The sequence below is a fragment of the Nocardia salmonicida NBRC 13393 genome, from assembly GCF_001613085.1.
GTDB lineage: Bacteria > Actinomycetota > Actinomycetes > Mycobacteriales > Mycobacteriaceae > Nocardia > Nocardia salmonicida.
Genome location: NZ_BDBR01000016.1, coordinates 1 through 26209, shown reverse-complemented (window position 1 = coordinate 26209; position 26209 = coordinate 1). Strand labels below are relative to the sequence as shown.

The window sequence follows — 26209 nt, the reverse complement described above, 5'->3', positions numbered from 1 at the left end:
AAAAGCAAGCACGCGTGCTTGTTAATCTCGGGGAATCGACCAGGCAAGATGGAGCCCATGCTGTCCGTCCTCCTCTTCGCCCTCGCCGGATTCCTGCTCGGCGGTGCGTACACGACCTGGAAGAACAATCGCGCGATGTCGATCGGTTTGATCGTCGCCGCCGTCCTCGCGAGCCTCGGCGCCGTGCTCTGGCTCGAGTAGCAAGACTTTCGCAAGATCAGGGCAAGGCGAGCGCTGTTGGCTTGCCTCCATGTTCACCTGGTATGTCGGCCTGCTCGCAGTCAGCGGCCTCGCGATGATCATCATGGCCAACATCGACAACGGCCGCAGCGCGCTCTCCCGCGGCCTCAACGCCGCGTTCGGCATCGCGTTCCTCGGCTACGCGGGGTATCTGGCGTTCGTGTTCGAAGGCGGCGACTACCTGATCTTCTTCCACGCGTTCATCCTGCCGGTGCTGCTGACGATCGACTTCGTGCGCTCGACGAACTGGCAGGCGCTGACCACCAGGCCGACCCCGACCCAGCAGGCGTTCCGGGCCTACTGGAAGGAACAGGATCGGCTGGCGAAGCGCTCAGCCCGTCGTGTGTAGCTTGAAGATCCTGACATCTTCCGGCACACCGTTCAGTGGCGCGGCCCAGAAATTCCGCTTGTACGGTTTGGCGACAACGCCCAGCTCATCCAGCGTTTCCGGGCGCAGGGCGGCCAGTGTGACGCTGGATATCATCGTGTTTCCGTTGCCGCCCGCCTCCATCATGCGGGCGGCGATATTGACGTCGACGCCGAGCCAGTCGCCACCGATCTCCCGGGGAGAACCGGTGTGCAGGCCGACCCGCATGCGCGGGCGGTACCCGGCGATCTCGACCTCGGCGAGATTGCGGCGAGCCGCCAGCGCGGCGCGCACGGCCCGATCGGGCGAGGAGAACACGGCCATCAGACCGTCGCCCATCCGCTTGACCACCTGACCGCCGCGCTCGACGATCGGCGGCTCGATGGCCCTGGCGACCTTGCGCAGCAGTTCCAGAGTGAGCTCGTCGCCCACCGACAGCGACCAACTCGAGAACCCGACCAGGTCGGTGAACACGATGGTCACCTCCTCGGTGCCACGCCCACGACCGATCCGCTCCAGCCCGGCCTGCCACACCTGCAGGGCGCCGAAACCGATCTCCCTGGCAGCGGTCGGCGCGCCGCCGACGATCTTGTCCGCGGCTCTCGCCACCGCGCGCGCACCACCGGGGCCCGTCACCGACAGCGGATCGCCGAACGAGGGATCACCGGGCAGCTGTTGGCGCGCCTTGCGCAGCGCACCGATCACGTCGGCCCGACGGTTGGCGGCCTGTAATTTCGACGAGAGCTGGGGGCGCTTCCTCCCCGCGCGCACGCCGGGGTCGGATTCGGCGGATCCGCTGACGATCGGCTCCAACGGGATGGATACGTCCGCAGCGGCGTCGCGCCGCGGATTCACCCCGCCAGAAGGCGTTTCACTCACGCTCAAAAGGTTATATCACCCGACGACGACCGCCGGTCCGCTGCTTGTGTGCAGCGGACCGGCGGTCCTACCTTCGAGCTACCGGGCAGCGGAAGCCCGAAGGTCGGGTCACGCGACCTCCCGACAAGGTCGCGGCCCTCGCGGCCCGGGCGATTACGAGGGCGGCCCGGGCTGGATTATCAGGCGTCGCGGCGGTTGACCAGCACGAGCGCCCCGGCGAAAACGATCGCCACGAAGACGGCGAAGTAGATCAGACTGCCCCATACGCCCCAGTGCCAGTCGCCCGCGTACTCCTCGACGCTCAGGAAACGGTTCGCGTTCTGGAACGGCAGGAACGGCTTCACGGTGCGGCCGAAGCTGCCGAACGCGCCGAGCAGGTTCTCCACCAGCAGCGACCACAGCACGATCAGCGAGATGGCCGCGGCGGACTGCCGGACCAGCACACCGACGCCGATGGCGAGCATGACGCACAGGAAGGCATAGATCGGAACGCTGTAGAGGGCTCGCCAGTTGCCGTCGAGCACGAGACCGGGAGCGTCGTCACCGACGATCACCTTGGCCACGATGAAGGCGATGAGCGAGAGGACACCGGTGAGCACCGCCGCGTACACGCCGACCAGGGCGGTCTTGGACAGCACGACCTTGGACCGGTTCGGGACGGCGAGGAAGCTCGAGCGGATGACGCCGAAGCGATATTCGCTGGTCACCGTCAACGCGGCCATGATCATCAGCACCATCACGCCGAAGCTGGAGACACCCGATACCGCGACAGTCGGGGTGAGCAACGGCGGGCCCTCCTCCGAGGTGCCCGCGGTGTCGGCATTCGTGACCAGCGCGATCAGCAAAGCGAGGCCGATGCCGAGGACCACTACGACCGCCGAGCACCACCAGGGCGAGCGGGTCGAGGTGAGTTTGATTCGTTCCGCTGCGAGCACGCCCATCAGAGCGCACCTCCCATCGCCTGGTCGAAGCTTTCACCGTGGTACTCCACGGCGCCGCCGGTCATCCGCATGAACGCTTCCTCGAGCGAGGCCTGCTGCGGCGCCAGCTCGTAGAGCGTGACGTTGTTCGTGCCCGCCACCTTGCCGACCTCGTCGGAGGTGACGCCCGCGACGATCAGCGCGGCGTCGCCGTCTTCCTTCACGGTCATGCCGTGCGAGGTGAGCAGGCTGCGCAGCTGATCCAGCTGCGGGCTGCGCACGCGCACCGACTGTTCGGAGGCGCGGTCGATGAACTCCTGGGTGGTGCCGTCGAACATCAGCTGACCACGACCGATGACGATGAGCTGCTCGGCGGTCTGCGACATCTCCGAGAGCAGGTGGCTCGACACGAGCACCGTGCGACCCTCGGCGGCCAGGCGCTGCATGAACCGGCGGATCCACAGGATGCCCTCCGGGTCGAGGCCGTTGACCGGCTCGTCGAACAGCAGCACCTTCGGGTCGCCGAGCAGCGCGCCCGCCAGGCCGAGGCGCTGGGACATACCGAGCGAGAATCCGCCCGCGTTCTTGTTCGCCACCTCGGACAGGCCGACCAGGCGCAGGACCTCTTCGACCCGCGACTTCGGGATGTCGTTGGAGGCGGCCAGCCACTCCAGGTGAGCGCGCGCCGAGCGGTTCGGATGCACCCACTTGGCATCCAGCAACGCGCCGACCTGTGTGAGCGGGCGTTCCAGCTGCTGGTACTTCTTGCCGTCGATGAGCGCACTGCCCGCCGTCGGCTTGTCCAATCCGAGGATCATCCGCATGGTCGTCGATTTACCGGCGCCGTTGGGTCCGAGGAACCCGGTCACCAGTCCTGGTCGGACGGTGAACGTGAGGTCCTGCACCGCGACGGTCTGGCCGAATTGCTTCGTCAGGCCCTTCAGCTCGATCATGAGCCCTAGCTTGCCTGACAACCCGCGCAACGCGCGTCGCCGAGAAGTAGCGAGTCGGGTCATCCTCGAGGATGACCTTCGACCCTTAGACGGCTGGGGAAGAAGCCTGAGCCCAGAAACGCTTGGGGATACGGCCCGCCTGCCTGGCCAGATAGCCCGCGCGCACCGCCGCCGACATGGCCGATGCCATGAGTTCGGGCTCTTTCGCCCTGGTCACGGCGGTAGCGAGCAGGACTGCCGAACAGCCGAGTTCCATGGCGAGAGCGGCGTCGCTGGCGGTGCCGATGCCCGCGTCGAGGATCACGGGGACCGCTGCGGCAGCGACGATCATCTCGATGTTGTGGGGGTTGGCGATGCCCAAGCCGGTGCCGATCGGGGAGCCGAGGGGCATCACGGCGGCACAGCCGGCTTCTTCGAGGCGGCGGGCGAGGATGGGGTCGTCGGTGGTGTACGGCAGGACCACGAAACCGTCGTCGACGAGCTTCTCGGCGGCGTCGAGGAGTTCGAAGGGGTCGGGCAGGAGGGTGCGGTCGTCGGCGACCACCTCGAGCTTGACCCAGTTGGTGTCGAGGGCCTCGCGGGCCAGCTGGGCGGTGAGCACGGCCTCGGCGGCGGTGCGACAGCCCGCGGTGTTGGGCAGCAGAGTGATGTCGAGGCGCTTGAGCAGATCGAGCACGCCGGTGCCGCCCGCGGCGTCGACGCGGCGCATGGCGACAGTGGTGAGCTCGGTGCCCGACGCGATCAGGGCCTGTTCCAGGACGGCGAGGTTCTCGGCGCCGCCGGTGCCCATGATCAGGCGCGAACCGAACTCCTTGTCCGCGATACGCAACGGCGCGACGGCCTCAGCCACCCTGCACCGCCGTGAGCACCTCGATGGTCCAGCCGCGGCCGACCGGTTCGTCCCAGCGGGACTTCGAGAAGACAGCGCCGTCGACCGCCAATGCCACACCCCGGCAGGGCAATTCGAGCTTTGCCAGCAGTTCGCGGACGCTGAGCGGCTCGGGGAACTCGTGGTCGACACCGTTGACGGTGACGCCGATCGGGATGGTCGAGGTCATCGAACTCCTCCTTGCGACAGAGATGGCATCTGCGATGCCGGAAAACGTTGGGGTGAAGCGGCTTCGACCACCGCGGGGGTGGCGCCGTCGAGCAGTGCTGGCACGACCGCGGCGGTGAGCGCCAGGGTGAGCATGCCGTTGCGGCCGTGTCCGGTGGCGGCGACGACCCGGTCGTCGAGGTGGCCGAGCAGCGGGAGGTTGTCGGGCGTTCCCGGCCTCGAACCCGCATTCGCTTCGGCCAGTTCGTATTCGGCGATGCCGGGCAGGATGGTCTCGGCGTCGGCGATCAGGTCACGGACGCCACCGACGGTGACGGTGGTGTCGAAGCCCGCTTCGTATTGTGTTGCACCGACGACGATTCCGTCTTCGCGGGGGACCAAGTAGACCTGTCGGCCGTGGACCCGGGCACGGATCACCCTGGTCGGCGGCGGGCTGACGCCGGGCCTGCGACGCAACCGGAGGATTTCACCCTTCACCGGGCGCACCGGCAGACCTGGCCAGAGCTCGGCGGAGCGGGCGCCCGCCGCGAGGACGACCCGGTCGTGCGGTAGATCATCCAGGGCGACAACAGCTTCGGCGCGGATCTCGACACCTGCCGCGGCGCAGGCGGACTGGAGAGCACGCAGCACCCGCCGGTTGTCGATGGCGGGTTCGGCCTTCGCGTGCAGGCCCGCGCGGACGGTGCGCGCGAGCGCGGGTTCCAGCGCGCGGATCCCCGCCCGGTCGAGCACTCGCAGGTCGTGGCCGAACCCGGCCAGCCACTCCGAGACGGTGCGCAGGTCGGTGGCATCGGCGCCGTCGAGAGCGACGGTCAGCGTCTCATCGGCCACGAACATCGACTCGCCGGCGATCGCGCGCAGGCTCTCCCCGAAGGCGGACCACTCGGCCAGCGCGGCCGCGCCGAAAGCGAGCACGCGATCCTCACCGGGCCAGCCTTCCGACAGCGGCGCGAGCATTCCACCGGCCACGAAGGAAGCGCCGCGCGCCGGTTCGGGGTCGTACACGGTGACCGTCCAGCCCGCCTCGGCGGACCGCCATGCGACGGCGAGTCCGACGGCGCCGCCGCCAACGACCGCCAGAGTCCGCATCACGTTCCACCTGTCTTTTTTCGCCTATCGCCAGCCACGGCGTTCGCACTCCAACGGTAGCGCGACTACCGTCGTGGACGTGCAGCCCTCCCATCCGAACCGTTCCGTCCCGCCCAGGGAGCGTCTGTCGAGTGCGCTGCTGTATCTGTGCACCGACGCGCGCCGGGAGAAGGGCGATCTGGCCAGATTCGTCGACGCCGCGCTAGCCGGTGGCGTCGACATCGTGCAGCTCAGAGACAAAGGGTCGCCGGGCGAGGCCGAATTCGGGGCGCTGGAGGCCAAGGCCGAGCTGGGCGCGCTGGCCGAGATCAAGGCCGCGACGCGACGCCACGGCGCCTTGCTCGCGGTGAACGACCGCGCCGATATCGCACTGGCCGCGGGCGCGGACGTGCTGCACCTCGGCCAGGGTGACCTGCCGCCCACCTACGCGCGACGCGTCGTCGGCCCCGATGTGGTGATCGGCCGCTCCACCCACAACCGCAATCAGGCGGGCCTGGCCGCCATCGACGGCCACCTCGACTACTTCTGCACCGGCCCGATCTGGACCACGCCCACCAAGCCCGGCCGCCAAGCCGCGGGCGTGGACTTCGTGCGCTCGACCGCCGAGTCCCATCCCACGCTCCCCTGGTTCGCCATCGGCGGCGTCGACGCGCAGCGACTGCCGGAGGTATTGGCCGCCGGCGCCCGCCGCGTCGTCGTGGTCAGGGCGATCACCGAAGCCGCCGATCCGGAAGCCGCGGCCCGCGAACTCAAACAAGCACTCCTCGACGCGAACTGAGCTCGTCGAACAGCGCCGCTGCCCGCCACTCAGGCGAGGACGTCGGCCCTGGTGAGGATCGGGCCCTCGGTCAGCTCGGCGTCGAGAACCACTTCGATGCCGGGGCCGTCGGCCCGCGCGTGCAGCCAGAAGAAGCCCTGGTCGGGAAGTTCGACTGTGCGGGGAAGCGCCTGCGCGAGTTCGGTATCGGCCTCGAGCCGCACCCGCAACGGCACCGCGCGCAGGTCGATCCAGGCGATGGCGAAGCCGGGGTGCAACGGGAGGTCGGCGACCTCGTCCTCGGGAACCCAGGCCAGTTCGGCGGATTCCTTGTTGGCGACGGTGGGGAGTTGGCTGTCGGCATCGGCGATGACGGTGATATATGTCCAGCCGCTCGCGGCGGTCATCGTCAAGCGTTCGGCGCGTACGCGGAGCAGGTCGGCGGTGATGCCCGCTTCCTCCTCTGCCTCCCGGACGGCCGCGTGCTCGGGTGACTCGTGCGAATCGCGTGCACCGCCGGGCAGCGCCCAGGTACCGCCTTGATGACTCCACGGCGCCCGGTGCTGCAACAGCACCGCCGACCCGCCACCGGGCAACGGCGCGCGCAGCAGTAGCCCCGCCGCACCGAACTTGCCCCAGTGCTTGACCCCGTCAGGGCTCTTGTACCAGCCGTCTCCGTCGCCGCGCATCCCATACTCTTTCCTCCGAGCAGCCGAACAGCAACCGCTTCGGGGGTATGTGAGGGGCTGCGCTACCCGTAGGACAACAATAAACTCCGCACCAGTGGTGGTGCACAGACCGCGCCGGGAGGTGAACGATGGACGAACCGGGGAATCGCAATGCCTCGACCGAGGTGGCGGCCGTCCGTGTTCGCCCGTCGTCGCAGGCCAAGGCGGGTGCGGCGCCTTCCGACACCGCGGGAGCCGCGCCGGTAGCACCGCGCTGGGCGCCGTTGCGCCGACCGACTGCGCCCGTGGACCGGCCGCCCGCGCCCGATGTCAGGGCGTTGCGCGCGCAGTTCCAACCCGCCCGCTTGCGCAGCTTCGCGCACTCCTCGCCGGGCCGGCTGGTTGCCGCCGGACTGGTCCTGATGGTGCTGTGCGTGACCGCGGGCGCGGTGACTTCGACGACCGTGAGTGAGCGTCAGCAAGCTCTCGGCGTCCTGCTCGACGACACCGAACCCGACGCGCATTCGGCCAACCACCTCTACACCTCGCTTTCGATCGCCGACGCCGCCGCGGGCACTGCCTTCATCGCGGGCGGACTCGACCCCAAGGCAGTGCGCGACCGCTACACCCAGGCCATCGGCGAAGCAGCCGCGGAGTTGGTGACGCAGGCCGGACACGTCTCCGACGAAGAAGCGGCCGACCCATCGGGCACCGATCGCAGGTTGCGCACCGGCATCGCGACCGGGCTGCCCGTCTACAGCGGGCTGATCGAGACCGCACGGGTGAACAACCGCAACGGCTATCCCGTGGGCGCGGCGTATCTGAGCGAGGCATCACATCAGATGCAGACCGGGCTGCTGCCGATGGCCGAGGAGCTGGAAGACCACCGGTTCGACGCGGTCACCGCCGCGCAGCACCGGCACGTGCAACCGCCGTGGACGGCGATCGCGCTGCTGGTGGTGGCGCTCGGCGCGCTGATCTGGGTGCAGGTCGAGCTGGCGCGGCGCTCGCGCCGGTTCTTCAATATGGGCCTGCTGATCGGCACCGGCGCGCTGGCACTGACGCTGATCTGGACGGTGGCGGCCGGATCGTTGTCCGCGGTGGCGATGATTCGCTGCCGGGACGAAGGAGCGGTGCCGTCGGCGCGGCTGGCCGAGAGTCGAATCCTGGTGCAGCAAGCCAGATCAGCGGAAATGGTGAAGCTGGTTCGCCGCGACGCGACCGGCGACTACGACCGCACATTCGATACCAATGCCGCCCGGCTCAACGAGTTGCTCGCCGGCTATCCCGATGACGCCCCCGCGCGCGACGAAGTGGCGTACGCACGAGCCGCGCTGACCCGCTGGCAGTCGGCCCATCAGCGGATGAACGACACCCTCGAGCGTGGCGATTTCATGGGCGCGGCCACCGTGGCCACCGGTCCGAGCGCCGCCGATTCGGCCGCCCAGGTCGACGCACTCGACAGGGCACTGGACAAAGCGGGCGCGGTGACACGAGACACCCTGCGCGCGAAGGTCTCTCAGGCGATCGACGTGCTGTCTTTCCTCGCCCCCGGCGCATTCGCGCTCGGGATCGCGGCGGCGGCCTGCGTCGCGCTCGGGTTGTGGCCGCGGCTGCGGGAGTACCGGTGAGGCGCGGGCGCGTCCTCGCGACGCTGGTGCTGGTCGGGCTGCTCGCCGGCTGCTCCGACAGCACAACCACGCCCGCTGAGCGAGGCGTCTATTCGGAACCGCCGTTGCCCGCCAAGGCGATTCCGATCGGCACCGATACCCCCGTGCCCGCTACCGGTGGCGAACAGTGCGGCGATCCGACCGCGAGCCTGCGGCCCAGCACCGCGTCCGGCCCGACGATCGATGCCATCCGCGCGCGCGGCAGGCTCATCGTCGGACTCGACGCGGGCAGCAATCTGTTCAGCTTCCGCGATCCGCTGAGTGGTCGCATCGTCGGCTTCGACGCCGACATCGCCCGCGAGATCGCCCGTGACCTGCTCGGCAATCCTGATCTGATCGAATACCGCAGTCTCGCTTCGGAAGAGCGCGAGCGAGCACTGCAGGATCACACCGTCGACCTGATCGCGAAGACGATGACCATCACCTGCGAGCGACGTCAGCGAGTGGCGTTCTCGACGGTGTATCTGCGGGCCGACCAGCGGGTGCTCGCGGTGAAGGATTCCGGTATCGGCGGCCTCGCCGATCTGGCGGGCAAGCGCGTGTGCGTGGTGCGCGGCACCACCTCGCTCGATCACATCCGCCGCGACCAACCCGCCGCCACGATTCTGACGGTGCCGACCTGGGCCGACTGCCTGGTGGTGCTGCAACAACGCCAGGTCGACGCGGTGAGCACCGACGACTCGATCCTGGCCGGTCTTGCCGCCCAGGACCCCTACACCGAGGTGGTCGGCGGCAGCATCAGCGCCGAGCCGTACGGCATCGGTATCCCCAAGGGCGACGACGACCTGGTGCGTTTCGTCAACGCCACCCTGGAGCGCATCCGCAACGACGGCACCTGGACCCGGATCCACCGCCGCTGGCTCGCGACCCTCGGCGAGACACCGAGCCCACCCGCACCGAAGTACCAGGACTGACGGCCATGAGCACCGATCCCACCAATGGCGAACTGGGACAAGCCGATCCGGACCCGAAGCTCGGCGCCGAGTCGACGCCGCACGATCCGGCACCCGACCCGGAGCGGCGCGAGCCGACACAGCTGACCCAGCGTCAGCGTCCGGGCACGCTGCCGGGTGGGTGGACGCTGCCCGGCGACGACGAGACGCGACCGTTGCCCAAACTCACCGCCGAGGCGGCCGCGGAGTTCGCCCGACAGCAGGCGAGCAGCCGCGACCACACCCCGGCAACCGATGCCACCCCGCGAGACGAAGTGTCCGGCGCCATCGAGCGATCGGGCGAGATTCCCCCGGCCGCAACGGCACAGCAGGCGGACGAGCAGCTCGCCACACAGCGGGCAAGTCGTCCCCCGGCAACCGAGTCAGCGGCGTACGCACCGACCGAAGCCGCACCGCGAACCGCACCGTACGCGCCGACCGAAGCCGCGCAGCGGGACCCCATGACCGCACCGTACGCGGCGACCGAGGCCGCTCAGCGCACCGAACAGCCCGGCACGCAGGCGACTCCGGCCGATCCCGAATCCTGGCCGTCCACGCCGCAGACCAGTGGGGGTACCGCACGGTCGGGGCGCAGCGTGCGAACGGCGCGGTCGCGGCCCACCCGACGGCTCGGGGCCGGGCTGGTGCCGATTCCGACGGTGGCCCCGGCCGACCCGCGTGATGCCGTGCTGGCGGATCCGATGGTGTCGGAAGGTCGGCGGTTCTGCTGGCGCTGTAGCAATCCGGTCGGGCGTTCGACGCCGGCGCGGGCGGCCTCGACCAGTGGCGAATGCGAAACCTGTGGGGCCGCTTACGATTTTCGACCGTCGCTGCACGAAGGCGATATGGTCGCCGGGCAGTACGAGATCCAGGGTTGCATCGCGCACGGCGGGCTCGGCTGGATCTATCTGGCCATCGACCGCAATGTGAGCGATCGTTGGGTAGTGCTCAAGGGGCTGTTGCACGCGGGTGACGCCGAAGCGCAGGCCGTGGCGGTAGCCGAGCGGCAGTTCCTGGCCGAGGTGGCGCACCCGAGCATCGTCAAGATCCACAACTTCGTCGAACACACCGCGGGTGACGGGTCCATCGGCTACATCGTGATGGAGTACGTGGGCGGCCATTCGCTGCGCGACATTCTCGACGCCAGACCGCGTGGCGAGCAGATGCCGCTGGCCGAGGCCATCGCGTATGTGCTGGAGATCCTGCCCGCGCTGGAATATCTGCACTCGATCGGTCTCACCTACAACGACCTCAAGCCCGACAATGTGATGGTCACCGAGGACCAGGTGAAGCTGATCGACCTCGGCGCGGTCGCCACCATCGACGCCTACGGAAACCTGTACGGCACCAAGGGTTTCCAGGCGCCGGAGATCGCCAGAACCGGGCCGACGCCGGCCTCCGACGTCTACACCGTCGGCCGCACGATCGCCGCGCTCACGCTGGCACTGCCCAGCGAAAACGGTCGCTACCTAGACGGCATCCCCGACCCCGCCGACGAACCGCTGCTCGCCCGCTACGAGTTCTTCCATCGATTCCTGCTCACCGCCACCGATCTCGACCCGGCACTTCGTTTTCCGTCGGCGCGGGCGATGTCGGCGCAGCTGGCTGGTGTGCTGCGCGAGATCCTCGCCTACGACACCGGCACCGAACATCCACAGCTGTCCACAGTGTTCAGTCCACAGCGCACCAGCTTCGGAACCGAGGAGCTGATCAGCCAGACCGACGCCTACCTCGACGGTGTCGGTCGCTCACCGCTACTGGATTCCCGCGATGTGGTCGCCGCGCTCCCGATTCCGCTGATCGACCCCGCCGACCCGTCGGCTCCGCTGCTGGCCGCGACCGCCAACCCGGAACCCGAGCGGGTGCTGGAGGCGCTGCACGACTCCCGCGAGCGGGCCGAAGCCGACCCCGACAACGCGCCCGAAACGCTGGCGGGCGAGCTGCTCTTCGCCGAGGCGCGTGCGCGGCTGGAACTGGGCGAGTCGGCGGCGGTGCTGCACCTGCTCGACCGGGTTCGGAACGAAACCGATTGGCGCACTGACTGGTTCACCGGTCAGGCGTATCTGCTCGAACTCGACTACGAGGCCGCCTTCGCGTCGTTCGAGGCAGTGCTGCGGGTGCTGCCGGGTGAGATCGCGCCCAAGCTGGCGCTGGCCGCCACCGCGGAACTCATCCTGCAACACTGGGATTCCGCGGCGCCCGAACAGTGGCGCAGCTTCGCCGAACGCTATTACGACACCGTATGGCGCACCGACCGGGCCGTGGTGAGCGCGGCATTCGGCCTCGCCAGGCAGCTGGCGGTGGCGGGACGAGTCGGCGAAGCGGTACACGCGCTCGATGACGTGCCCGCCGCGTCCCGCCACTTCACCACCGCCCAGACCACGGCGATCCTGTTGCTGCTCATCAGCTCCCCCGTCGCCGAACTCGACGAACAGATCCTGCGGCTGGCCGCCTCGCGCGCCCAGTCCATCGCCCCCGGCGAGCACCGGGCCACCCTCATGCGCACGCTGGTCCAGGGCACCGCGTTGGCCTGGCTACAGGCCGGGAACACACCGAAACGTAAGGACGCCAAGCTGTTCGGGCGCGGCTTCACCGAACGCGACCTGCGCGACGGCACCGAATCCGGCCTGCGTTCCCTCGCCCGCAACGCACCGGACCGGGACCACCGCTACGCTCTCGTCGACCTCGCCAACTCCCTGCGTCCCAAATCCTGGTTCTGAGCCGGAGCTCAGCGCGCGCCGACCAGTTCGTAAGCCGCGCGCGCGATGGCCAGCTCCTCGTTGGTGGGCACCACCAGCACCGTCACCGGGGCGGAGTCCGGCGAAATGCGACGGATGCCAGGGGCTCTCGTCTCGTTGCGGACGGGATCGATCTCGATACCGAGGGCTTGTAGCCCCGCCAAGGCATCGGCGCGCACCGCCGGACTGTTCTCGCCCACACCGGCGGTGAAGACGATGTCGTCGACGGTGCCGAGTTCTACGAGATAGGCGCCGAGGTAGCGGCGCAGGCGGTGGATGTAGACGTCGTAGGCGAGTTTCGCCTGGGTGTCGCCGCCGTCGATCAGCTTCTGCAGCTCGCGGAAGTCGTTCACCCCGGACAGGCCCTTGATGCCCGAGTTGCGATTGAGTAGTTGTTCCACCTCGCTCACGTCGAGGTCGGCCGCGCGCATGAGGAACGGCAGCACGCCGGGGTCGAGGTCGCCCGGCCTGGTTCCCATCACCAGACCTTCGAGCGGGGTCATGCCCATGGTGGTGTCGATCGCGACGCCGCCCTGGATCGACGAGGCGGACGCGCCGTTGCCCAGGTGGAAGACGATCTGGTTCAGCTCTTCGGTCGATCGGCCCAGGTATTGCGCGGCCTTCTCCGACACGTACTGGTGCGAGGTGCCGTGGAAGCCGTACTTGCGAATCCCGTGGGCGGCGGTGAGTTTCGCGTCGATCGCGTAGGTCTTGGCGGCGTCGGGCATGGCGTGGAAGAAGGCGGTGTCGAAGACCGCGACCTCGGGAATGCCGGGCAGCAACTCTCGCGTCGACTCGATGCCGACCACATTGGCGGGATTGTGCAGCGGCGCGAGCACCGACAGCTCGTCGATCGTGTGCAGCACGTCATCGGTGATCAGGGTCGGCTCCCAGAACACCTCGCCGCCGTGGACCACCCGGTGCCCGACCGCGCCGATTCCGATCGTGGTCAGGTCGAGGCCGGTCTCACGGAACATCTCGAACGCCCGCAGCAGACCGGCCTTGTGGTCCTGGATCGTGCCGTCGTACTCGCGCTTGGCGGGGCCCGCCTCGTGCACGATCCGTCCGCCGTGCGACTCGCCGATCTTCTCGACCAGCCCGGACGCCAATACCTCTGCCGAGACGGCGTGCAGCAGTTGATATTTGATCGACGAAGAGCCGCTGTTCAGCACCAGGACGAGATCGCTCACTTGCCATCTCCCTGTGCCTGGATGGCGGTGATCGCCACGGTGTTGACGATGTCGGCGACCAGCGCGCCGCGCGAGAGATCGTTCACCGGTTTACGCAGCCCCTGCAGCACCGGCCCGATCGCGACCGCACCCGCACTGCGCTGCACCGCCTTGTAGGTGTTGTTGCCGGTATTGAGGTCGGGGAAGACGAAAACCGTGGCCTTGCCCGCCACTTCGGAATCGGGCAGCTTGGCGCTGGCGACGACGGGCTCGATCGCGGCGTCGTACTGGATCGGGCCTTCCACCGGCAGTTCCGGCGCCCGCTCGCGCACGAGTTCGGTTGCCGCGCGGACTTTGTCGACGTCGGCGCCGGTTCCGGACGCGCCGGTCGAGTACGACAGCATCGCCACCCGCGGGTCGATCCCGAACCGGGCGGCCGTGCCCGCCGAAGACACCGCGATATCGGCCAGCTGCTCCGAGGTCGGGTCGGGCACCACGGCGCAATCGCCATAGGCGAGAACACGATCGGCCAAGCACATCAGGAACACGCTCGACACCGTGGAGACGCCGGGCACCGTCTTGATGATCTCGAACGAGGGCCGAATCGTGTGCGCGGTGGTGTGCGCGGCGCCGGAGACCATGCCGTCGGCGATCCCCTTGTAGACCATCATGGTGCCGAAATACGAGATGTCGGCCATGGTTTCACGCGCACGCTCGAGCGTCATGCCCTTGTGCTTGCGCAGTTCGGTGTATTCGGCCGCGAATTCGTCGAGGTAGCCGGAGGTGCGCGGCGCCAGCACCTCGGCGTCGGCGATGTCGACACCGAGTTCGGCGGCACGGGCTCGCACCGAGGCCTCGTCGCCGAGGATGGTGAGGTCGGCGATCTTGCGCTGTAGTACTCGTCCGGCGGCGCGGATGATGCGGTCGTCGTCGCCCTCGGGCAGCACGATGCGTTTGCGATCGGCGCGGGCGCGTTCGATCAGCCGGTACTCGAACATCTGCGGTGTCACAACCGTCGAGGTCGGAACCTGGATGCGCCGCAACAGTTCCGGCGCGTCGACCCGCTGCTCCATCAGCGCGAGCGCGGTGTCCACCTTTCCCGGGCTGCCCGCCCACATCCGGCCACGGGTGCCGTGCACGGCACTCGCGGTGTCGTAGGTGCCGAGTTCGGTGGCGAGGATGGGCAGCTTGGGTTGCAGTCCCTCCATCAGCCGCGCGATCGCCGGATGCGGGCGAAGGCCGCCGTTCATGATGACCCCGGCCAGCGACGGAAAGCCCGCTGCCTCATGGGCATTCACCAGGCTGAGCAGCACGTCGGACCGGTCGCCGGGCGCGATCACCACCACACCGTCGGAGAGTCGTTCCAAGATGTGTTCGGCGGTCATGCCGCCGACCATGATGCGCAGCGCTTCACGCTGCAGCAATTCCGGGTCGCCACTGTAGATTTCGCCCTCGATGGACTCACACAGCTCGGCCATCGTCGGCGCCATCAGCAGCGGCACCTCGGGCAGGGTCCACGACGGAACATCGAAACTCGCCAATGTGGTGGCGATTTCGTCCAGCTCGTCAGGGGCGCAGCGATTGGCCACGATCGCGACGAGGTGAGCGTGCTCGGTGGTGAGCTCGCTGGTACACAGTTCGACCAGTTGCTTGACCTCGCCGGGCGTGCGATCCGCGCCGCGAACGACCAGCAGTACCGGCGCGCCCAGGTTCACCGCGATGCGGGCATTGAAGCGCAGCTCGCTCGGGCTGGCGACGTCGGTGTAGTCGCTGCCGACGATCACCACCGCGTCGCAGGCCTTCGCGACGTCGTGGAACCGCATCACGATGTCGCTGATCGCGGCGGTGGGGTCGCGGTGCACGTCCTCGTAGGTGACGCCGACGGCCTGTTCGTAGCTGATATCGGCGGTGCTGTGCTCGAGCAGCAGTTCGAGGATGTAGTCGGGTTCGTCGGCCGAGCGGGTGATCGGACGGAATACGCCGACGCGTGCGGTGGTCGCGCACAGCATGCCGAGGACACCCAGTGCGACCGTAGATTTTCCGGTGTCACCCTCGGGTGAGGCGATGTACACGGTGGACGGCGCTTGTTCGACCATGCTCGCGAGCTTAGTGAATCGTCGGCGATTCAGGGGTGCGGTGTGGTCTGATCGGTCGCGTTATAGTCCGCCCTATGACATCGCAGTTCCCGGATCGGCAGTGGGGTTCGCGCACCAATCCCCTGTCCCGCGCAGCCAACCGTTTCGCCGCGACCAAGCCGGGGTCCTGGCTGGTCCGCACGATCACCCCGCTCGACCGTGCCCTGCTGGAACGCACCGACGCCAAATACACCGTGCTCGGCCCGATCGGCGCCCCGGTGATCCTGCTCACCACCACCGGCCGCAAGTCCGGCGTCGCCCGCACCCAGCCGCTGCTCTACGTCCACGACGGCGACACCCTGTACGTGATCGGCTCCAACTTCGGCCAGCAGCACCACCCCGCGTGGACCGCCAACCTGCTCGCCGACCCGTCGGCCACCGTCGCCATCGCGGGCGAGCGCATCCCGGTCACCGCCACCCCGGTCCCCGACGCGGAGCAGGACGCGATCTTCGCCCGCTTCGTCGAGATCACCGGCGCCTACGCCGCCTACCGCGACCGCACCACCCGCGATCTACGCATGTTCGCCCTGCGCCGGACTACCTGACCGGGTCATAGACCGCGGCAGCCCCCGCGACGCCCCGGGCTGGTCAGGCCCGGGACGCCCTCGCTCATCAGACCTTGTCGACTTCGCCGTTCGACAGTGCCTTCTGCAGCGAGTTGAACACCGTCAGCCCCTGACCGACCATGCCGTTGAGCAGCTCGCCGACGCCGTCGGGGCCGTTGAGGACGGTGAGGTTGGCGCCCGCCAGGCCGTGTGATGCCTGCTTGACGATTTCGGGGAGCTGCTCGATGAGCATCTGGTCCAGCGCGATTCGGTTGTTGGACGCTGCCGCTTCGGCCTGAATGCGGGTGCGGTCGGCTTCGGCCACCGCGAGGATGCGGACGCGTTCCGCCTCCGCCTCAGCGGGTTTCACCACTTCGGCCTGGAGTTGCTGTTCGCGGAGTTCGGCGTTCTTGCGCGCCTGCTCGGCCTGGGCGTGCAGGACGGCCTGCCTGGCGATGGCGTCGGCGAGCGGGCCCGCTTGCGCCGCTTCGGCATTGGCTTTGTCGATGTCGCGCTGGTACTCGGCCTTGAGGATGGAGGTTTCGCGCTCGTATTCGGCGCGACGACGCAACGACTCCTGTTCGGCTTCGGCGGAGCGCTGGGCGGCCTGGGCCTGGGCGATCTGGGCATCGCGCTGGACCGCCGCGTTGTGTGGAGCCGCGAGCGCGTTGATGTAGCCGAGATTGCCGTCGTCGATGCTCTGGATCTGGAACGAGTCGACCCACAGGCCGATATTGCTCATCTCCACCTTGGAGGCGATGAGGACCTCGTCGGCCAGCTTCTGGCGTTCGCGGATGATCTCCTCGACGGTCATCGAGCCGACGATCGAGCGCAGGTGACCGGAGAAGATCCGGCCGGTGAGCACCGACATCTCCTGTTCCTGTTCGGACAGGAAGCGTTGTGCCGCATTGACGATCGACTGGGTGTCGTTGGCGACCTTGAACGCGATCACCGCGCGCACATCGAGTTGGATGGCCTGCTTGGTGACGCAGCGCTCGCGGATCTCGGACTCGAACATGGCCAGCGACAGGTAGCGGACCTTACGGAACAGCGGCACCACCCAGGTGCCGCGGCCGATGACCACCTTGAACGGGGTGTCGTCCTTGGTCTTGGCACCACTGACCAGCATGGCTTCGTCGGGATCGGGTACGTGATAGCCCAGCATCGCGGGCCCCTTTCATTCTGAGGGAAGCGGAATCCAAGTGACCACATCGACCAGCCGCCCCGGATGGACCGCGACGATCAACACGGTGGTCCAGGCGGCGATCGGCTCATCGGCACGGGCGAGGTAGAGCTCCGTACCCCCGCGAATCGAGATCAGCACCTCACCCAGTGCGCCCGCCTCCCGAATCGGTGACGTGATGGTGCCCGTCATGCCGTGCACGGAATCGGTCATCGCGGGTGAACCTCTCTGTCTCGCACCGGATGCCGTCAGAGTACGGAGCGGCGGCTATAAGCCGGTAGTAAAATTCTTATTGACAGCATTCTGTCAAATATGACAGCATGTTGTCATGTTGATCACAACAGTTCACGTAGCCGTTTACGACACCCTCGCCGACTGGGAAGTGGGGGCCGCCACGGCGCACATCGCCAACGGAAACTGGCACCGGGAGCCCGGAACGTTCGAAGTCGCGACGGTCGGCCTCACCACCGAACCGATCACCACCATGGGGCGCCTGCGAGTAACGCCCGACCTCGCCCTCGCCGATCTCGATCCGGCCGACAGCGCGATGCTGATCCTGCCGGGCGCGGACCTGTGGATGAGTGGGGAGCTGAACGCGTTCGCGCACAAGGCGAAGGAGTTCGTCGACGCCGGGGTGCCGGTGGCCGCGATCTGCGGCGCCACCTTCGGGCTGGCCACGGTGGGCTTGCTCGATGACCGCGCACACGCCAGCAATGCGGCGGAACTCCTTGTCTACAGCGGATATTCAGGGGCCGAGCACTACGTCGAGACGGCGGCGATCACCGACCGTGACGTGATCACCGCGGACGGCATGTCACCGTTCGAATTCGCGAGAGAGATCTTCGCGCGTCTGGACCTGTACGAACCGCACGTACTCGAGGCCTGGTACAAGCTGTATGCGCAGAAGGACCCGGCCGGGTACGCCGCGCTGGCCGAATACGAGGGGACCCACGCAGCTTGAACTCCGAACAGGACCTACTCGACGGCGCCGCGCTCACCGTCTTCCGGCTCAACGGTCAGTTCCTGACCATCGGCGACGGACTGTCCGCACCGGCCGGGATCTCCGTGGCTTGGTGGCAGGTGATGGCCGCCGTGCAGGAGCAGCCGCAGCCGGTGGCCGGCATCGCCCGCGCGATGGGCATCACCCGGCAGAGCGTGCAGCGGATCGCGGACCTGCTGGTCGGCAAGGGCATGTGCGAGTACCGACCCAACCCGGCGCACAAGCGAGCCAAGCTGGTCGCGATGACCGAGGAAGGCCACGCCGCCATTCGGCGCATCAACCCGCAGCACGCGGCCATGGCGCACCGGCTGGCGCAGGCGCTCGGTCCGGCGGAGTTCGCCGCGACGGTCGCGACCCTCACCCACCTCGCGGCGACCCTCGACAGGATCATCGCCGACGAGGACTAGCCGCAACGCGTCGACGCCCCCACCACCGGACGGGTGGTGGGGGCGTCGACTCGGCGCGGGGCTCAGCTCTGCAGGCCGGCCTCGATCTCGAGGGTGAGGGTGATCTTGTCGCCGATCACGGCGCCGCCGTCGGGCAGCGGCATGTCGATGTCGAGGCCGAAGTCGCGGCGCGAGACCACGGTCTTGGCTTCGAAGCCGGCGACCGGGCCGTTGCCCATGCCCGGGCTGACACCGAGGAACTCGACCTCGAGGGTGACCGGCTTGGTGTTGCCGCGCACGGTGAACTCGCCGTCGACGACGAAATCGCTACCCTCGCCGCGGAATCCGGTGGACTTGAAGGTCATCAGCGGGAACTGCTCGGCGTGGAAGAAGTCGGCGGTGCGCAGGTGACCGTCGCGCTGGGCGTTGTCGGTGGTGAGGGAGTCGACGCGGATCTCGGCGTGTGCGGTGGCGGTGCCGTCCTCGGCGATCACGAGGGCGCCGTCGAAGTCGGTGAAGCGACCGCGGACCTTGCTCACCATCAGGTGGCGTACGGAGAAGCCGACGGTGGAGTGGGTGGGGTCGATGGCCCAGGTGCCTGCGGTGAGTCCCTTGGCGATGGCGGTGGTCATGAGTGTGCTCCTTCTTGAGGGGTGTGGATCAGTGGGGAAGATTTGCCGCGAGTAGGTCTTCGAACGGGGTCGTGTCAAGGTAGGGATCGGTCGGTCGGGTGGCCGCCCTGCCGAGTAGCAAGGCGCTGAATTCAGTTGCGGCGCGGTCTATGCGGTTGTTCAGCGCCTGGTCGGCGCCGTTGGCGCCCCAATCGGTCGAGGCCGCGTAGACCGCGGTGGGCACGACGATCGAGCGCAGGTAGGCGAACAGCGGACGCACCGCGTGCTCGAGAGCGAGGGAGTGCCGTTCGGTGCCGCCGGTGGCGCCGGCCAGCACCGGCATCGCGGCCAGCGAATCCGGTTCCAGCACATCGAAGAACGTCTTGAACAGACCGCTGTACGAGGCGCTGAAAATCGGCGTGACGGCGATCAGACCGTCGGCGGTGACGACCTTGTCGATCGCCGCCCGCAGCGACGGGGCGGGGAACCCGGTGAGCAGGTTGTCGGCCAGCTCACGGGCGTGATCACGCAGGTCGACGAAGTCCAGCTCCACCTCGCCGCCCAGTTCCCGTGCCGTCGCGGCGGCCAGCCGGTCGGCCAGCAGTCGTGTGGACGAGGGTTGCGACAGCCCGGCCGACACCACGGCGATGCGGGTGGTCATACGGTCAACTCCTTCGTTCGTGCGGCGGCCAACAGCGATGCATGGGTGGGCGCGTCCGGTACCTGCGCGGGACGTCGGGCCGCGAATTCCTTGCGCAGCACCGGAATCACCTCCTCGCCGAGCAGGTCGAGCTGCTCGAGCACCGTCTTCAACGGCAGTCCGGCATGGTCGACCAGGAACAGCTGGCGCTGGTAGTCGCCGAAGTGCTCGCGGAAGGTGAGCGTCTTCTCGATGACCTGCTCCGGGCTGCCCACGGTGAGCGGGGTCTGCTCGGTGAACTCCTCCAGCGACGGTCCGTGTCCGTAGACGGGCGCGTTGTCGAAGTAGGGGCGGAACTCGCGGACCGCGTCCTGAGAGTTCTTGCGCAGGAACACTTGTCCGCCGAGTCCGACGATGGCCTGGTCGGCGCTGCCGTGGCCGTAGTGCTCGTAGCGACGGCGGTACAGGTCGATCAGCCGCTTGAAATGGTCGGTGGGCCAGAAGATGTGGTTGGCGAAGAAGCCGTCGCCGTAGTAGGCGGCCTGTTCGGCGATCTCCGGGCTACGAATCGACCCGTGCCAGACGAACGGCGGCACGTCGTCGAGCGGACGCGGGGTCGAGGTGAACGATTGCAGCGGCGTACGGAACTTGCCTTCCCAGTTCACGACGTCTTCGCGCCACAGCCGGTGCAGCAGTGCGTAGTTCTCGATGGCCAGGGGGATACCGTCGCGGATGTCCTTGCCGAACCACGGATAGACCGGGCCGGTGTTGCCGCGGCCGAGCATCAGGTCCACCCTGCCGTCGGCCAGGTGCTGCAGCATCGCGAAGTCCTCGGCGATCTTGACCGGATCGTTCGTGGTGATCAGCGTGGTGGAGGTGGACAGCAAGATGTTGTCGGTGCGCCCGGCGATATAGCCGAGCATCGTGGTCGGCGAGGACGGCACGAAGGGTCGATTGTGGTGCTCGCCCATCGCGAACACATCGAGACCCACTTCCTCGGCCTTCTGCGCGATCGCGACCATTGCCTTGATCCGCTCGGCCTCGGTGGGGGTGCGGCCGGTGGTGGGATCGGTGGTCACATCGCCGACGCTGAAGATTCCGAACTGCACGGGCCCTCCTTTGGTTGCCATGGCAACTATAACCAGCGAAGGGGGAACCTTATTCCGATGAGGCGCAGGTCACATGATCAGGCGGAGAACGGGCGGCGGGTCCGGCCGATCAGGTCGGCCACCGAGTCGACCACCATGGTCGGCCGGAACGGGTAGGCCTCCACCGAGGCCTTGGTCGAGATGCCGGAGGTCACCAGCACCGTGCGCATACCCGCCTCCAGCCCCGCGATCACGTCGGTGTCCATCCGGTCGCCGATCATCACCGTCGACTGCGAATGCGCGCCGATCTGGCGCAGCGCCGAGCGCATCATCAGCGGGTTCGGCTTGCCGACGTAGTACGGCTCCTTACCGGTGGCCCTGGTGATCAGGGCCGCGACCGAGCCGGTGGCGGGCAGCACGCCGTCGCGGGAGGGGCCCGTGGCGTCGGGGTTGGTGGCGATGAACTTGGCGCCCCGATCGACCAGGCGGATCGCGGTGGTGATGGCCTCGAAGGAGTAGGTGCGGGTCTCGCCGAGCACCACGTAGTCGGGATCGCTGTCGGTGAGCACGTAGCCGATCTCGTGCAGCGCGGTGGTGAGGCCGGATTCGCCGACCACATACGCGGTGCCGTTGGGGCGCTGGTCGGCGAGGAAGGTCGCCGTGGCCAGCGCCGAGGTCCAGATCGACTCCTCGGGAATGTCGAGGCCGGTGTGGCGCAGGCGGGCCTGCAGGTCGCGCGGGGTGCGGATCGAGTTATTGGTGAGTACGAGGAACGGGATCTCGTTGGCACGCAGTTCGGCGAGGAACTCGTCGGCGCCGGGGATCAGCTGATCCTCGTGCACCAGCACGCCGTCCATGTCGGTGAGGTACGACAAGATCTGCTCATCCTTGGTGGTCACCAGTTAATTGTCCGCTAAAACTCGGCGTGGTGGGTGACCGAACAGCGTGGGCGCGGATGACCGACCGCGCGCTAGTGTCGTGATGGCAGGGGTCAACGGACGACAGGAGTGGCTGGAATGGTTGAGCTCAAGCTCGGGTACAAGGCATCGGCAGAGCAGTTCGGGCCGCGAGAGCTGGTCGAACTCGGCGTCGCCGCCGAGCAGCACGGCCTCGACAGTGCGACCGTGAGTGACCACTTCCAGCCGTGGCGCCACGACGGCGGCCACGCCCCGTTCTCGCTGGCCTGGCTGGCGGCCGTCGGCGAGCGCACCGAACGCATCCAGCTCGGCACCTCGGTACTCACCCCGACCTTCCGCTACAACCCGGCCGTGATCGCGCAGGCCTTCGCCACCATGGGCTGCCTGTACCCGGGGCGCGTGATGCTCGGTGTCGGCACCGGCGAGGCGCTCAACGAGATCGCCACCGGTTACAAGGGCGAATGGCCCGACTTCAAGGAGCGTTTCGCCCGCCTGCGTGAAGCGGTGAAGATGATGCGCGAACTGTGGACCGGCGATCGCGTCGATTTCGAGGGCGAGTACTACCACACCGTCGGCGCGTCCATCTACGACGTTCCCAAGGGGGGAATCCCCGTCTACATCGCCGCAGGCGGCCCGGTGGTGGCCAGGTACGCCGGTCGCGCGGGCGACGGCTTCATCTGCACCTCGGGCAAGGGCATGGACCTCTACACCGAGAAGCTGCTGCCCGCCGTCGCCGAGGGCGCCGCCAAGGTCGAACGCGATGTCGCCGAGATCGACAAGATGATCGAGATCAAGATCTCCTACGACACCGATCCCGAACTGGCCCTTCAGAACACCCGCTTCTGGGCCCCGCTCTCACTGACCCCCGAGCAGAAGCACGACATCACCGACCCCATCGAAATGGAAAAGGCCGCCGACGCCCTCCCGATCGAACAGGTCGCCAAGCGCTGGATCGTCGCCAGCGACCCCGACGAAGCCGTCGCCAAGATCAAGCCCTACCTCGACGCCGGCCTCAACCACCTGGTCTTCCACGCCCCCGGCCAGGATCAGCTCCGCTTCCTCGACCTCTTCAAGCGAGACCTGGCCCCGCGTTTGCGCGCCCTGGGCTGAGACCGGTCTGCTCAGATCCCTGGCCGGGCGCCATTAACGGCGCCCGGCCAGATATCGATCCATGGTGACGAACACCGGAACGACACAAGGAAATGAACCATGGGATTGTGGATCGGTAGCCCCGCGCTGAACGCCTCCGAGAACGTCGTCTGGCAGAAACTCGCCAATCGAACACAAGGCGGCAGGGCCGTCGGCGGACGCCTCCACCTGACCGAAACCCGACTGCTCTTCGTACCCAATCACCTCGATGCGATCACCGGCGGCAAGCGCTGGGAAGCGAGCCTGACCCAACTGCGCGCCGTCGGGCGGCAAAGCCCGGATGGCGGCCTGTTCAGCGGCGGCCTCCGCACTCGTCTGCGCGTCGACACCGATGCCGGAACCGAACTTTTCGTCATCGATCCGATCGACGAGGCGATCGCGATTCTTGACGCCGCAAGGACAGACACCCGGAGCTAGCTCAGGGCGTGGTCCAGGTCGCCGAGGAGATCTTCGAGGTCTTCCAGGCCGACCGAGATACGAACTACCCCGTCGGACAAGCCGATCGACGCGCGTCCCTCCGGGCCCATGGCTCGGTGGGTGGTGGTGGCGGGGTGGGTGATCATCGTTTTGGCGTCGCCGAGGTTGTTGGAGATGTCGATGATGCGGAGGCGGTTGAGGACCTCGAAGGCTCGCTTCTTGCCGTCGTCGCCGGTGAGGGCGAAGGTGACGACGGTGCCGCCGCCGGTCATCTGCTCCTTGGCGAGGGCATGTTGCGGATGTGATTCCAGGAAGGGGTATTTCACCCAGTCGACCGAATTCTTGGTCTCCAGGAACTTCGCCACCTGCAAGGCCGACTCGGTGGAGTGGCGTACGCGCAGCGGCATGGTTTCCAGGCCCTTGAGCAAGGTCCAGGCGTTGAAGGGGCTCAGGGCCGGGCCCGTGTGGCGCATCAGGGTTTTGACGGGGCCGTCGATGTAGTCCTTGGCGCCGAGGATGGCGCCGCCGAGGACGCGGCCCTGGCCGTCGATGTGTTTGGTGCCGGAGTAGACGACCACGTCGGCGCCGAGTTCGAAGCCGCGCTGGAGCAGGGGGGTGGCGAAGACGTTGTCCAGCACCACCTTCGCGCCCGCGGCGTGGGCGAGCTCGGTGACCTTGCGAACGTCGACGAGGGTCTGCATCGGGTTGGCCGGGGTCTCGAAGAAGACGGCCTGGGTGGGGACCGAGAGGGCCTGTTCCCACTGGTCGAGGTCGTCACCGTCGACGAAGACGGTTTCGATGCCCCAGCGTGGGAGGATCTCGTTGCAGACCACGAAACAGGAACCGAACAGGCTGCGGGCGGCGACGAGGCGGTCGCCCGCCTTCAGCAGCGCGCCGAGCGCGGTGAACACCGCCGACATGCCGGACGCGGTCGCGAAGGCCGCTTCGGCGCCGTCGAGCAGGCGGATGCGCTCCTCGAACATCGCCACGGTCGGGTTGCCGAAGCGGGAGTAGACGAAGTGCTCGACGTCGCCGGTGAACGCGGCCTCGGCGGCTTCGGCGTTCTCGTAGACGAAACCGGAGGTCAGATACAGCGCCTCGGACGTCTCGTCGAAACCGGAACGGCGCAGGCCGCCGCGCACGCCGAGCGTGCCCGGACCGACGCCCTCGGGCAGTGGCTTGTCGAACGAACCACCGGTGATCATGCTTTTCTCCTTATGCCTGACGCCACGGCAGGCCGACAGCGCGCCAACCGGTGCTGCCGCGCTGACCGAACGCGTCGGGACCACCTTCGAAACCGTCGAGCACGTTGTAGGACGGTGCCACGCCCGCCGCCGTCGCCAGGTTCGCCGCGTGCGCGGAACGCTGACCGGAGCGACACAGGAACACCACCGGTGCGTCGTCGGGGCGATCGGCGAGCGCCTTCTCGAGCTGCACGCCGAACTCCGGGTTGCGCGTGCCGGTGCCGTCGACCCATTCGATGAAATGGGCCGGGCGTTCGATGGAGCTGGTGTCGGGGATACCGATGTGTGCCCACTCGCCTTCGGTGCGCACGTCGACCAGTACGGCGCCGGGGTGCTCGGTGAGCAGCTCCCACGCCTTCTCAGGGGTGATGTCGCCGGCGTAAGTCATGTCGATCCTCCTGCGTGAATCCGCTCTTGCCGTGCCGGAAGTCCCCGAACACACGGCCAGGTCGTCACCCGGAGCACCCCACCGCGGAGGAGGGTTGCCGACCAGCGAGCCGGGGCTTGACGCTGGCACTCATGACCTTGCGATCTGAGATTGCCTCGGCACAGGTCACCGTGTCAAACGATTCAGAAGGTGCACACCAGCCACGCGCCGTCGACGCTGGTCAGTTTCCAGGTGCTCGTCGACGGGGTGCCGTTCACGACGACCGCCGCATCGATTTTCGCGCGGTCGCCGTTCACGGTCGCGTTCTCGAAGCCCTTGCCGTCGATCGTGACAACCGATTTCGGGCCACCCAGCCGTTCGCCGAGGCCGGAGGACTCTTCGTCGAAGCCGGGACAGGCCACACCGGTCGGCGGACGCAGGTCGCTGCGCGAGCGGGCGTCGATATAGTTGGTGACGGCGGCCGCGAGACGGTCGGCCTCTGTGACATTTTTCTCAGCGGGTGAGAGCAGTCCGCCCACCACGATGCCGATGAGCACGAGGATCGCGACCACCGCGGCCGCGACGAACGGGACGATGGAACGCTTGTCGGTCTGATCCACCACTACGGGCTGGTCATCCGAGCCTGTTTGCTCCTCGTTCATGCTGTAATCCTGACAGACCCGCGCGGGCAGCCACACCGCGCGCCGGGTAGCTGCAACGCCGCAGCTAGAATCGCCTTGATTGCGGTCGGCTGCCGCGTGGGATGGCAGCTGCCAGTAAGCCGGTATATCGACTTAGCCTAAGCTAAGTTGACGCCGTCAAATCAGTTCTCGACCAAAGGGTGCGCGTAGAAATGACCGAACAGAGTGCAGCGACTCGCCCACTTCGCATTGCGATCGTGGGTGCGGGACCGGCCGGTATCTACGCCGCCGACGCCTTGATGAAGTCCGATGCCGACGTGAGCATCGACCTCTACGAGCGTATGCCCGCGCCCTTCGGTCTGATCCGCTACGGCGTCGCGCCCGACCACCCGCGCATCAAGGGCATCATCACCGCCCTGCACAAGGTCCTCGACAAAGACCAGGTTC

The 26209-nt window shown here is 67.8% G+C and carries 30 protein-coding genes and 1 riboswitch; of the genes, 12 read left to right on the top strand and 18 right to left on the bottom strand.

From position 1 onward, the window contains the following. The first annotated feature begins 57 nt into the window (after positions 1-57). Both NS1_RS40855 and NS1_RS18015 read left to right on the top strand, forming a co-directional pair. A complete protein-coding gene (locus tag NS1_RS40855) occupies positions 58-201 on the top strand; it encodes a CG2302 family histidine operon protein (protein WP_162256181.1) in 144 nt (47 codons plus the stop codon). A gap of 49 nt (positions 202-250) precedes the next feature. Further along, positions 251-589, top strand: a complete 339-nt coding sequence (locus tag NS1_RS18015) for a hypothetical protein (protein WP_062986150.1) — start codon at positions 251-253, stop codon at positions 587-589. Here NS1_RS18015 and NS1_RS18010 read toward each other — a convergent pair. From NS1_RS18010 to thiO, 6 genes are all read right to left on the bottom strand, one after another. After that, the gene (locus tag NS1_RS18010; protein WP_056816288.1) at positions 572-1378 is read right to left on the bottom strand and encodes an adenylate/guanylate cyclase domain-containing protein; all 807 of its coding nucleotides are present in this window, start codon (positions 1376-1378) and stop codon (positions 572-574) included. The genes NS1_RS18015 and NS1_RS18010 overlap by 18 nt on opposite strands. 287 nt (positions 1379-1665) lie before the next feature. After that, positions 1666-2427, bottom strand: coding sequence for an ABC-2 transporter permease family protein (locus NS1_RS18005; RefSeq protein WP_056814959.1), 762 nt, complete (start codon positions 2425-2427; stop codon positions 1666-1668). Then, the gene (locus tag NS1_RS18000) at positions 2427-3359 is read right to left on the bottom strand and encodes an ABC transporter ATP-binding protein (RefSeq protein WP_056814962.1); all 933 of its coding nucleotides are present in this window, start codon (positions 3357-3359) and stop codon (positions 2427-2429) included. The genes NS1_RS18005 and NS1_RS18000 overlap by 1 nt, the downstream gene beginning before the upstream one ends. Positions 3360-3444: 85 nt before the next feature. Beyond that, the gene (locus tag NS1_RS17995) at positions 3445-4209 is read right to left on the bottom strand and encodes a thiazole synthase (protein WP_082843589.1); all 765 of its coding nucleotides are present in this window, start codon (positions 4207-4209) and stop codon (positions 3445-3447) included. After that, positions 4202-4417 (bottom strand): sulfur carrier protein ThiS, encoded by a 216-nt coding sequence (gene thiS, locus NS1_RS17990; RefSeq protein WP_056814965.1) that lies wholly within the window; start codon positions 4415-4417, stop codon positions 4202-4204. The genes NS1_RS17995 and thiS overlap by 8 nt, the downstream gene beginning before the upstream one ends. Next, on the bottom strand, positions 4414-5505 hold the full coding sequence (gene thiO, locus NS1_RS17985) for a glycine oxidase ThiO (RefSeq protein WP_062986148.1): 1092 nt from the start codon (positions 5503-5505) through the stop codon (positions 4414-4416). The genes thiS and thiO overlap by 4 nt, the downstream gene beginning before the upstream one ends. A gap of 79 nt (positions 5506-5584) precedes the next feature. Here thiO and thiE point away from each other — a divergent pair, with 79 nt between their 5' ends. After that, on the top strand, positions 5585-6283 hold the full coding sequence (gene thiE / locus NS1_RS17980) for a thiamine phosphate synthase (RefSeq protein WP_062986412.1): 699 nt from the start codon (positions 5585-5587) through the stop codon (positions 6281-6283). Positions 6284-6312: 29 nt separating this feature from the next. On the opposite strand, the gene NS1_RS17975 is transcribed toward thiE, so the two are convergent. Next, a complete protein-coding gene (locus tag NS1_RS17975) occupies positions 6313-6951 on the bottom strand; it encodes an NUDIX domain-containing protein (RefSeq protein WP_084503811.1) in 639 nt (212 codons plus the stop codon). A gap of 128 nt (positions 6952-7079) precedes the next feature. Between NS1_RS17975 and NS1_RS17970 the strand changes: the two genes are divergently transcribed. Genes NS1_RS17970 through NS1_RS17960 form a run of 3 tightly spaced genes read left to right on the top strand, consistent with a single transcriptional unit; the run spans position 7080 to position 12252 of the window. Beyond that, on the top strand, positions 7080-8561 hold the full coding sequence (locus NS1_RS17970) for a GlnX family signal transduction membrane protein (protein WP_255284581.1): 1482 nt from the start codon (positions 7080-7082) through the stop codon (positions 8559-8561). Then, the gene (locus NS1_RS17965; RefSeq protein WP_062986408.1) at positions 8558-9514 is read left to right on the top strand and encodes a glutamate ABC transporter substrate-binding protein; all 957 of its coding nucleotides are present in this window, start codon (positions 8558-8560) and stop codon (positions 9512-9514) included. The genes NS1_RS17970 and NS1_RS17965 overlap by 4 nt, the downstream gene beginning before the upstream one ends. A 5-nt stretch (positions 9515-9519) precedes the next feature. Continuing rightward, positions 9520-12252, top strand: a complete 2733-nt coding sequence (locus tag NS1_RS17960) for a tetratricopeptide repeat protein (RefSeq protein ID WP_255284580.1) — start codon at positions 9520-9522, stop codon at positions 12250-12252. A gap of 8 nt (positions 12253-12260) precedes the next feature. Here NS1_RS17960 and NS1_RS17955 read toward each other — a convergent pair whose 3' ends face one another. Beyond that, positions 12261-13460 carry an acetate kinase gene (locus NS1_RS17955; RefSeq protein WP_062986146.1) on the bottom strand — a complete coding sequence of 400 codons (1200 nt, stop codon included), beginning with the start codon at positions 13458-13460 and terminating at the stop codon, positions 12261-12263. Continuing rightward, positions 13457-15535: a phosphate acetyltransferase gene (pta, locus tag NS1_RS17950; RefSeq protein ID WP_062986144.1), complete on the bottom strand. Its 2079-nt coding sequence runs from the start codon at positions 15533-15535 to the stop codon at positions 13457-13459. Before pta ends, NS1_RS17955 begins: the two co-directional genes overlap by 4 nt. 74 nt (positions 15536-15609) lie before the next feature. Between pta and NS1_RS17945 the strand changes: the two genes are divergently transcribed. Beyond that, the gene (locus tag NS1_RS17945) at positions 15610-16119 is read left to right on the top strand and encodes a nitroreductase family deazaflavin-dependent oxidoreductase (protein ID WP_062986142.1); all 510 of its coding nucleotides are present in this window, start codon (positions 15610-15612) and stop codon (positions 16117-16119) included. A gap of 67 nt (positions 16120-16186) precedes the next feature. Here NS1_RS17945 and NS1_RS17940 read toward each other — a convergent pair whose 3' ends face one another. Together NS1_RS17940 and NS1_RS17935 are read right to left on the bottom strand one after the other, a co-directional pair. Beyond that, positions 16187-17284, bottom strand: a complete 1098-nt coding sequence (locus tag NS1_RS17940; protein ID WP_062986140.1) for an SPFH domain-containing protein — start codon at positions 17282-17284, stop codon at positions 16187-16189. A 12-nt stretch (positions 17285-17296) separates the two neighbouring features. Beyond that, a complete protein-coding gene (locus NS1_RS17935; RefSeq protein ID WP_056814983.1) occupies positions 17297-17515 on the bottom strand; it encodes an NfeD C-terminal domain-containing protein in 219 nt (72 codons plus the stop codon). Positions 17516-17630: 115 nt separating this feature from the next. On the opposite strand from NS1_RS17935, the gene NS1_RS17930 reads away from it, so the two are divergent. Together NS1_RS17930 and NS1_RS17925 are read left to right on the top strand one after the other, a co-directional pair. After that, complete coding sequence (locus tag NS1_RS17930) at positions 17631-18263, top strand: DJ-1/PfpI family protein (protein WP_062986138.1); 633 nt, start codon at positions 17631-17633, stop codon at positions 18261-18263. Then, the gene (locus NS1_RS17925; RefSeq protein WP_062986137.1) at positions 18260-18709 is read left to right on the top strand and encodes a MarR family winged helix-turn-helix transcriptional regulator; all 450 of its coding nucleotides are present in this window, start codon (positions 18260-18262) and stop codon (positions 18707-18709) included. Before NS1_RS17930 ends, NS1_RS17925 begins: the two co-directional genes overlap by 4 nt. Positions 18710-18771: 62 nt before the next feature. Here NS1_RS17925 and NS1_RS17920 read toward each other — a convergent pair whose 3' ends face one another. The 4 genes from NS1_RS17920 to NS1_RS17905 all read right to left on the bottom strand — a co-directional run bounded on the left by NS1_RS17920 (position 18772) and on the right by NS1_RS17905 (position 21884). Further along, positions 18772-19320: a YceI family protein gene (locus NS1_RS17920; protein ID WP_056814989.1), complete on the bottom strand. Its 549-nt coding sequence runs from the start codon at positions 19318-19320 to the stop codon at positions 18772-18774. Between the two features lie 28 nt (positions 19321-19348). Then, positions 19349-19960, bottom strand: coding sequence for an FMN reductase (locus NS1_RS17915; RefSeq protein ID WP_062986136.1), 612 nt, complete (start codon positions 19958-19960; stop codon positions 19349-19351). Continuing rightward, positions 19957-21048 carry an LLM class flavin-dependent oxidoreductase gene (locus tag NS1_RS17910; RefSeq protein ID WP_062986135.1) on the bottom strand — a complete coding sequence of 364 codons (1092 nt, stop codon included), beginning with the start codon at positions 21046-21048 and terminating at the stop codon, positions 19957-19959. Before NS1_RS17910 ends, NS1_RS17915 begins: the two co-directional genes overlap by 4 nt. Positions 21049-21125: 77 nt before the next feature. Beyond that, positions 21126-21884: an HAD-IIA family hydrolase gene (locus NS1_RS17905; RefSeq protein ID WP_373864344.1), complete on the bottom strand. Its 759-nt coding sequence runs from the start codon at positions 21882-21884 to the stop codon at positions 21126-21128. Positions 21885-22043: 159 nt separating this feature from the next. Between NS1_RS17905 and fgd the strand changes: the two genes are divergently transcribed. Both fgd and NS1_RS17895 read left to right on the top strand, forming a co-directional pair. Continuing rightward, positions 22044-23054 carry a glucose-6-phosphate dehydrogenase (coenzyme-F420) gene (fgd, locus tag NS1_RS17900; protein ID WP_056814999.1) on the top strand — a complete coding sequence of 337 codons (1011 nt, stop codon included), beginning with the start codon at positions 22044-22046 and terminating at the stop codon, positions 23052-23054. A 99-nt stretch (positions 23055-23153) separates the two neighbouring features. After that, entirely contained in the window at positions 23154-23510 is a 357-nt protein-coding gene (locus tag NS1_RS17895; RefSeq protein WP_062986133.1) for a hypothetical protein, read from the top strand. Here NS1_RS17895 and NS1_RS17890 read toward each other — a convergent pair. From NS1_RS17890 to NS1_RS17880, 3 genes are all read right to left on the bottom strand, one after another. After that, positions 23507-24715, bottom strand: coding sequence for an O-succinylhomoserine sulfhydrylase (locus NS1_RS17890; protein ID WP_062986131.1), 1209 nt, complete (start codon positions 24713-24715; stop codon positions 23507-23509). The two genes, NS1_RS17895 and NS1_RS17890, sit on opposite strands and share 4 nt — an antisense overlap. Before the next feature lie 10 nt (positions 24716-24725). Then, positions 24726-25142, bottom strand: a complete 417-nt coding sequence (locus tag NS1_RS17885) for a rhodanese-like domain-containing protein (protein WP_062986129.1) — start codon at positions 25140-25142, stop codon at positions 24726-24728. 17 nt (positions 25143-25159) lie between these two features. Further along, positions 25160-25279: riboswitch (SAM riboswitch) on the bottom strand. 45 nt (positions 25280-25324) lie between these two features. After that, the gene (locus NS1_RS17880) at positions 25325-25783 is read right to left on the bottom strand and encodes an Rv0361 family membrane protein (protein WP_157125291.1); all 459 of its coding nucleotides are present in this window, start codon (positions 25781-25783) and stop codon (positions 25325-25327) included. A gap of 191 nt (positions 25784-25974) precedes the next feature. Here NS1_RS17880 and NS1_RS17875 point away from each other — a divergent pair. Continuing rightward, a partial coding sequence (locus NS1_RS17875; RefSeq protein WP_157125290.1) for an NAD(P)-binding protein occupies positions 25975-26209 on the top strand: 235 nt, incomplete at its 3' end.

What these genes read in the sequence shown, in the direction of transcription:
- NS1_RS17935 (WP_056814983.1), bottom strand. Translation starts at nt 17,515, where the DNA reads ATGACCGATTCCGTGCACGGCATGACGGGCACCATCACGTCACCGATT.
- fgd (WP_056814999.1), top strand. Translation starts at nt 22,044, where the DNA reads ATGGTTGAGCTCAAGCTCGGGTACAAGGCATCGGCAGAGCAGTTCGGG.
- thiS (WP_056814965.1), bottom strand. Translation starts at nt 4,417, where the DNA reads ATGACCTCGACCATCCCGATCGGCGTCACCGTCAACGGTGTCGACCAC.
- NS1_RS17895 (WP_062986133.1), top strand. Translation starts at nt 23,154, where the DNA reads ATGGGATTGTGGATCGGTAGCCCCGCGCTGAACGCCTCCGAGAACGTC.
- NS1_RS17880 (WP_157125291.1), bottom strand. Translation starts at nt 25,783, where the DNA reads ATGAACGAGGAGCAAACAGGCTCGGATGACCAGCCCGTAGTGGTGGAT.
- NS1_RS17890 (WP_062986131.1), bottom strand. Translation starts at nt 24,715, where the DNA reads ATGATCACCGGTGGTTCGTTCGACAAGCCACTGCCCGAGGGCGTCGGT.
- NS1_RS18000 (WP_056814962.1), bottom strand. Translation starts at nt 3,359, where the DNA reads ATGATCGAGCTGAAGGGCCTGACGAAGCAATTCGGCCAGACCGTCGCG.
- NS1_RS17930 (WP_062986138.1), top strand. Translation starts at nt 17,631, where the DNA reads ATGTTGATCACAACAGTTCACGTAGCCGTTTACGACACCCTCGCCGAC.
- NS1_RS17970 (WP_255284581.1), top strand. Translation starts at nt 7,080, where the DNA reads ATGGACGAACCGGGGAATCGCAATGCCTCGACCGAGGTGGCGGCCGTC.
- thiO (WP_062986148.1), bottom strand. Translation starts at nt 5,505, where the DNA reads ATGCGGACTCTGGCGGTCGTTGGCGGCGGCGCCGTCGGACTCGCCGTC.
- NS1_RS17885 (WP_062986129.1), bottom strand. Translation starts at nt 25,142, where the DNA reads ATGACTTACGCCGGCGACATCACCCCTGAGAAGGCGTGGGAGCTGCTC.
- NS1_RS17905 (WP_373864344.1), bottom strand. Translation starts at nt 21,884, where the DNA reads ATGGACGGCGTGCTGGTGCACGAGGATCAGCTGATCCCCGGCGCCGAC.
- NS1_RS17960 (WP_255284580.1), top strand. Translation starts at nt 9,520, where the DNA reads ATGAGCACCGATCCCACCAATGGCGAACTGGGACAAGCCGATCCGGAC.
- NS1_RS17945 (WP_062986142.1), top strand. Translation starts at nt 15,610, where the DNA reads ATGACATCGCAGTTCCCGGATCGGCAGTGGGGTTCGCGCACCAATCCC.
- NS1_RS17915 (WP_062986136.1), bottom strand. Translation starts at nt 19,960, where the DNA reads ATGACCACCCGCATCGCCGTGGTGTCGGCCGGGCTGTCGCAACCCTCG.
- NS1_RS17920 (WP_056814989.1), bottom strand. Translation starts at nt 19,320, where the DNA reads ATGACCACCGCCATCGCCAAGGGACTCACCGCAGGCACCTGGGCCATC.
- NS1_RS17940 (WP_062986140.1), bottom strand. Translation starts at nt 17,284, where the DNA reads ATGCTGGGCTATCACGTACCCGATCCCGACGAAGCCATGCTGGTCAGT.
- NS1_RS18015 (WP_062986150.1), top strand. Translation starts at nt 251, where the DNA reads ATGTTCACCTGGTATGTCGGCCTGCTCGCAGTCAGCGGCCTCGCGATG.
- pta (WP_062986144.1), bottom strand. Translation starts at nt 15,535, where the DNA reads ATGGTCGAACAAGCGCCGTCCACCGTGTACATCGCCTCACCCGAGGGT.
- NS1_RS18005 (WP_056814959.1), bottom strand. Translation starts at nt 2,427, where the DNA reads ATGGGCGTGCTCGCAGCGGAACGAATCAAACTCACCTCGACCCGCTCG.
- NS1_RS40855 (WP_162256181.1), top strand. Translation starts at nt 58, where the DNA reads ATGCTGTCCGTCCTCCTCTTCGCCCTCGCCGGATTCCTGCTCGGCGGT.
- NS1_RS17975 (WP_084503811.1), bottom strand. Translation starts at nt 6,951, where the DNA reads ATGCGCGGCGACGGAGACGGCTGGTACAAGAGCCCTGACGGGGTCAAG.